4 protein-coding genes are annotated in these 3,924 nt (G+C 35.2%); 2 read left to right on the top strand and 2 right to left on the bottom strand.

The genetic code is table 11. The features are described 5' to 3' along the window. Nucleotides 1-143: 143 nt before the first annotated feature. On the top strand, nucleotides 144-983 hold the full coding sequence (locus ABF281_RS03170; RefSeq protein WP_347180250.1) for a squalene/phytoene synthase family protein: 840 nt from the start codon (nucleotides 144-146) through the stop codon (nucleotides 981-983). A 5-nt stretch (nucleotides 984-988) separates the two neighbouring features. Then, entirely contained in the window at nucleotides 989-1,435 is a 447-nt protein-coding gene (locus ABF281_RS03165; protein ID WP_347180249.1) for a beta-carotene hydroxylase, read from the top strand. A 3-nt stretch (nucleotides 1,436-1,438) separates the two neighbouring features. Here ABF281_RS03165 and ABF281_RS03160 read toward each other — a convergent pair whose 3' ends face one another. Both ABF281_RS03160 and ABF281_RS03155 read right to left on the bottom strand, forming a co-directional pair. Next, nucleotides 1,439-2,827, bottom strand: a complete 1,389-nt coding sequence (locus tag ABF281_RS03160; RefSeq protein ID WP_347180248.1) for a peptidylprolyl isomerase — start codon at nucleotides 2,825-2,827, stop codon at nucleotides 1,439-1,441. Continuing rightward, on the bottom strand, nucleotides 2,790-3,644 hold the full coding sequence (locus tag ABF281_RS03155; protein ID WP_347180247.1) for a peptidyl-prolyl cis-trans isomerase: 855 nt from the start codon (nucleotides 3,642-3,644) through the stop codon (nucleotides 2,790-2,792). The genes ABF281_RS03160 and ABF281_RS03155 overlap by 38 nt, the downstream gene beginning before the upstream one ends. Between the last annotated feature and the right edge of the window lie 280 nt (nucleotides 3,645-3,924).

Raw genomic sequence — 3,924 nt, 5'->3', positions numbered from 1 at the left:
GGAATAAACGTATATGATAAAATTGAGACCTTTATTGAAGAGCAGCTGAATGTAAACGTTTTTGTTTAACTTTTTTCTATCTTTACTTAAAATAAATTGCTAGCCAGAAACTGTTCTGAGCTAGTCTATATGCTATTTTAGTTATGAAAAAGTTGTTTGATCAAGTGTCATATCAATGCAGTAAAGAGGTTACAGAATCGTACAGCACCTCCTTCTCGTTAGCGACAAAAATGTTAGATACTTCTATTAGAAGCGACATTTATAATATCTATGGCTTTGTTCGTTTTGCGGATGAAATTGTAGATAGTTTTCATGATTATCCTAAAGAAGAATTATTCAATCGTTTTGAAGAAGACTTAAACTTAGCTATTGAGCAAAAAATTAGTTTAAACCCAATCTTAAACGCTTTTCAACATAGTTTTCACAAATATTCGATTGATCGTGCATTGGTTAACGCCTTTATGCGAAGTATGCGTTGGGATTTATCTAAAAAAACATATTTAACTGATGAAGATTATAAAGCCTACATCTACGGTTCAGCAGATGTTGTTGGTCTTATGTGTTTAAAGGTGTTTGTCAATGGTGACAACGAAGCATATTTACATTTAAAAGACTCTGCAATGGCCTTGGGATCTGCCTTTCAAAAAGTTAACTTTTTACGGGACCTCAAAGATGATTTTGAGGGATTGAGCCGCTCATATTTTCCCAACATCAACCTGAAAGAATTTTCGGAAGAAAACAAAATGGCAATTATTAGTGAAATCGAAGCTGATTTTGAAAAAGGATTAGACGGTATCTTTCAACTACCAAATGCAGCACGTTTTGGAGTGTACACTGCCTACAAATACTATTCTAAGCTCTTGAAGAAACTTAAAAAAACGCCCTCAGTTGCGATTGCATCTGCACGTATTAGAGTTCCAAATTATGAAAAAATGGGGGTTTTAGCCCGATCTTATGTAAATTACAGATTTAATCTTTTATAATTTATATGGAAGTTTTCTATTGGTTTTTAACCTATTTAGCCACTTTTTTATTCATGGAGTTTATGGCTTGGTTTTCACACAAATATATCATGCATGGTTTTTTGTGGTCATGGCATAAAGACCACCACAAAAAGGACCATGATTCTTGGTTTGAGCGCAATGATTTATTTTTCATCTTCTATGCAGCCGTTAGCATGAGCTTAATGGTACTATGGGGGGAATATGGCTTCTGGGCGGGTTTTCCTATGGCCGCTGGTATTTTCACCTATGGCATGACCTATTTTTTGGTTCATGACATTTTCATACACCAACGTTTTAAATTATTCCGTAATTCAAGCAGCAAATACGCGAAAGGTCTGCGTCGTGCACACAAAATGCATCACAAAAACATACACAAAAACGGCGGAGAATGTTTCGGAATGCTATGGGTTCCCTTAAAATATTTTAAGTAATCTTTATTGTTTCATCCAATTGTTGGAGAACTCGCATTCGCGAAATGACTTATTTACGCTCACAAAAGTATCTTCAATTTTCTCTTTGATCCACTTCTTTACAGTGCGTACTTGTTTGTCACGTAGTGCTAAGTCCTTTATTTTGGTAAAGTCTTTAGAGTAATCTGCTTCATGTTCTTCGTAGCGGTTAACCACTTTAAGAATCTTATACTTCTTTGCTCCTCCTCTATCTTCTTCTAATAAAGGGAGTGAAATTTCGCCTTCTTTAAGACTTTTCACTTGGTTGTACAATTCAGGATCCATTTTGGTTAATTCAAAACGGGTATCACCAGTGACAGGATTGACTATTTTACCTCCATTATTCCTGGTTTCTTTTTCATATGAAAAATTATAGGCTGCACTTTCAAAGGTGATCTCTTCGTCCAAAATACGGACCCGAATGGAATCTAGGAGTGCCTTACTTTTGTTCAATGTTTCTGCATCAACCTGTGGCATTAATAAAATGTGCCGTATGTCAATTTCTTGTCCCCGAATTTCATCAACAGTTAAAATATGCCATCCAAACTCTGTTTTAAAAGGAGAAGAAACCTCTCCTGCCTCTAAACTAAAAGCCATATTTCTAAACTCTTTGGCCATTCTTGGACGCTTTCTATGCAGAGTATACTTCCCTCCGCTAGAACGTGATCCAGGATCCTGAGAGTACAAGATTGCTTTGGAAGCAAAACTCAACCCCTTTTCCTCTACATCATTTTTAAAACCATCCAATTGGGCGATAATACGCTTTCGTTCTTCTTCTTTTACGGCCGGTTCAATAACGATTTGTGCGATCTCTAATTCAGTTCCAAAAACAGGTAAATCTTCTTTTGGAATGGATTCAAAAAAATCACGCACCTCTTCTGGTGTGATTTCTACTTTTTCAATAATATCGGCCTGCATCAATTGAGATAACTTCTGCACTTTATTAATTTCAAACAATTCTTCACGGAAGGAAAGTTCATCTGTTTTATTATAGAATTCTAGTACTTTTTCTAAACTTCCTAACTGCTGTGTGAAATAATCAATACTTTGATCGACATATGAATACACCTCTGCATCAGAAACTTCCAGACTATCCTGTATGGCATGATGCGCATAGAGCTTATCTTCCATCAACTTTCCCAATAATTCACAGCGTGTAACTCCTTTTGTTGAAATTCCCTGTGACTCCATATCGGTCAGGGTCTTGTCTATGTCTGAATCTAAAATAACATAGTCACCAACGACAGAGATTACACCGTCTAATTTAATGCGTCCTTGAGTGTCTGCCTTGGGTCCTTGAGCGAAACCTAATAAGGTCGTCAAGAACAAACATAGATTAACGATATATTTCAAACTTGTTGGCTTGTATTGCATCTTGTAAAATTTCTTGGTCAAATTGTTTAATGAACTCTAACTTGGATTGGTTGAAAACGATTTTACGAATGGTATTTTCTACCAACTGATAGGGTGCGTTTTCATTTCTTAATCGATAATCAGATACCCAGAGCAAATATACTTCGAATGAATCTTCAATGAAGAAAAATTGTGATTTTTTTAAATAATTATCAAAACTCAACAAAGGGATTTCTGGAAATCGCTGCTGAAAAGAATGCTTAGTAAACCAAATAGAGTCATTGTTTTGATAAGACGAAAATTGTATACGTAAAGAATCCAGATAACGCTTGTCTTCTTCTTGATTTAATTGAAAATGCTCAATCACTTCATCCAGATTAGAAGCTGAGCTAGAAAGGCCAATTACACGCGCCTGCAGCACGTCTTCTTTGAGCTTGAAATTATATTTATTTTTCGTGTAATATGCCCTCATTAACGTGGGATCTACCATGGTATCTATTACCGATTTGACCAGCGATTCTTTGTAAGTTGTCGCCCATAAGTCGAGACGATAATCTTCGACCAATGCATTGAGTGCTTCTTGAGAAGATTGTTCTAGATTAAAAACAGCTTGATCATACAACAAATGTTTTTTTGCCCAAGTATTGATGGTGCTTTGCGCTAGCAAAATACTATCCTCCTTTGAAACGACCATTGGCAGTTGTTCCTCAATGTCTGATAAATACAAATAGTGACTTCCAACGCGTGCAACAACGACATCTTGGTCAACACTTGTCCATTGATTACAGGTCGATAGCCAACTCAAAACAATCCCACTAAAAATAATTTGTAATTTCATTTGATGCAAAGATTTGGTTAAAGATGGTGATTTGAATGATTACTTTTAAACGAAAAAAAACAAAATTATTGTGTCTTATTAACAAAAATAGGTGGTGATTTATTAATAAAAACCATAAATTACTGTTTAACAGCGTTTTAATTGTTTATAAATATTTTTTTATTAACAATTAAAACACTAAATTGTGGTCATATATTAGAGAATGAAACAACGCTTACTGCTATTTTTCTCGGTAACCATTCTTTTAACTCCAAACAGCTTGTTGGGGAATATGCCTTCC

Origin of the sequence: Wenyingzhuangia sp., from assembly GCF_039768515.1 — a bacterium.
GTDB lineage: Bacteria > Bacteroidota > Bacteroidia > Flavobacteriales > Flavobacteriaceae > Wenyingzhuangia.
Note: the sequence above shows the minus strand (reverse complement) of the source record. Positions and strands in the feature narration are given on the sequence as shown.

Excerpts from the sequence above, each read along its gene's own strand:
- ABF281_RS03165 (WP_347180249.1), top strand. The coding sequence starts at position 989 with ATGGAAGTTTTCTATTGGTTTTTAACCTATTTAGCCACTTTTTTATTC.
- ABF281_RS03170 (WP_347180250.1), top strand. The coding sequence starts at position 144 with ATGAAAAAGTTGTTTGATCAAGTGTCATATCAATGCAGTAAAGAGGTT.
- ABF281_RS03155 (WP_347180247.1), bottom strand. The coding sequence starts at position 3,644 with ATGAAATTACAAATTATTTTTAGTGGGATTGTTTTGAGTTGGCTATCG.
- ABF281_RS03160 (WP_347180248.1), bottom strand. The coding sequence starts at position 2,827 with ATGCAATACAAGCCAACAAGTTTGAAATATATCGTTAATCTATGTTTG.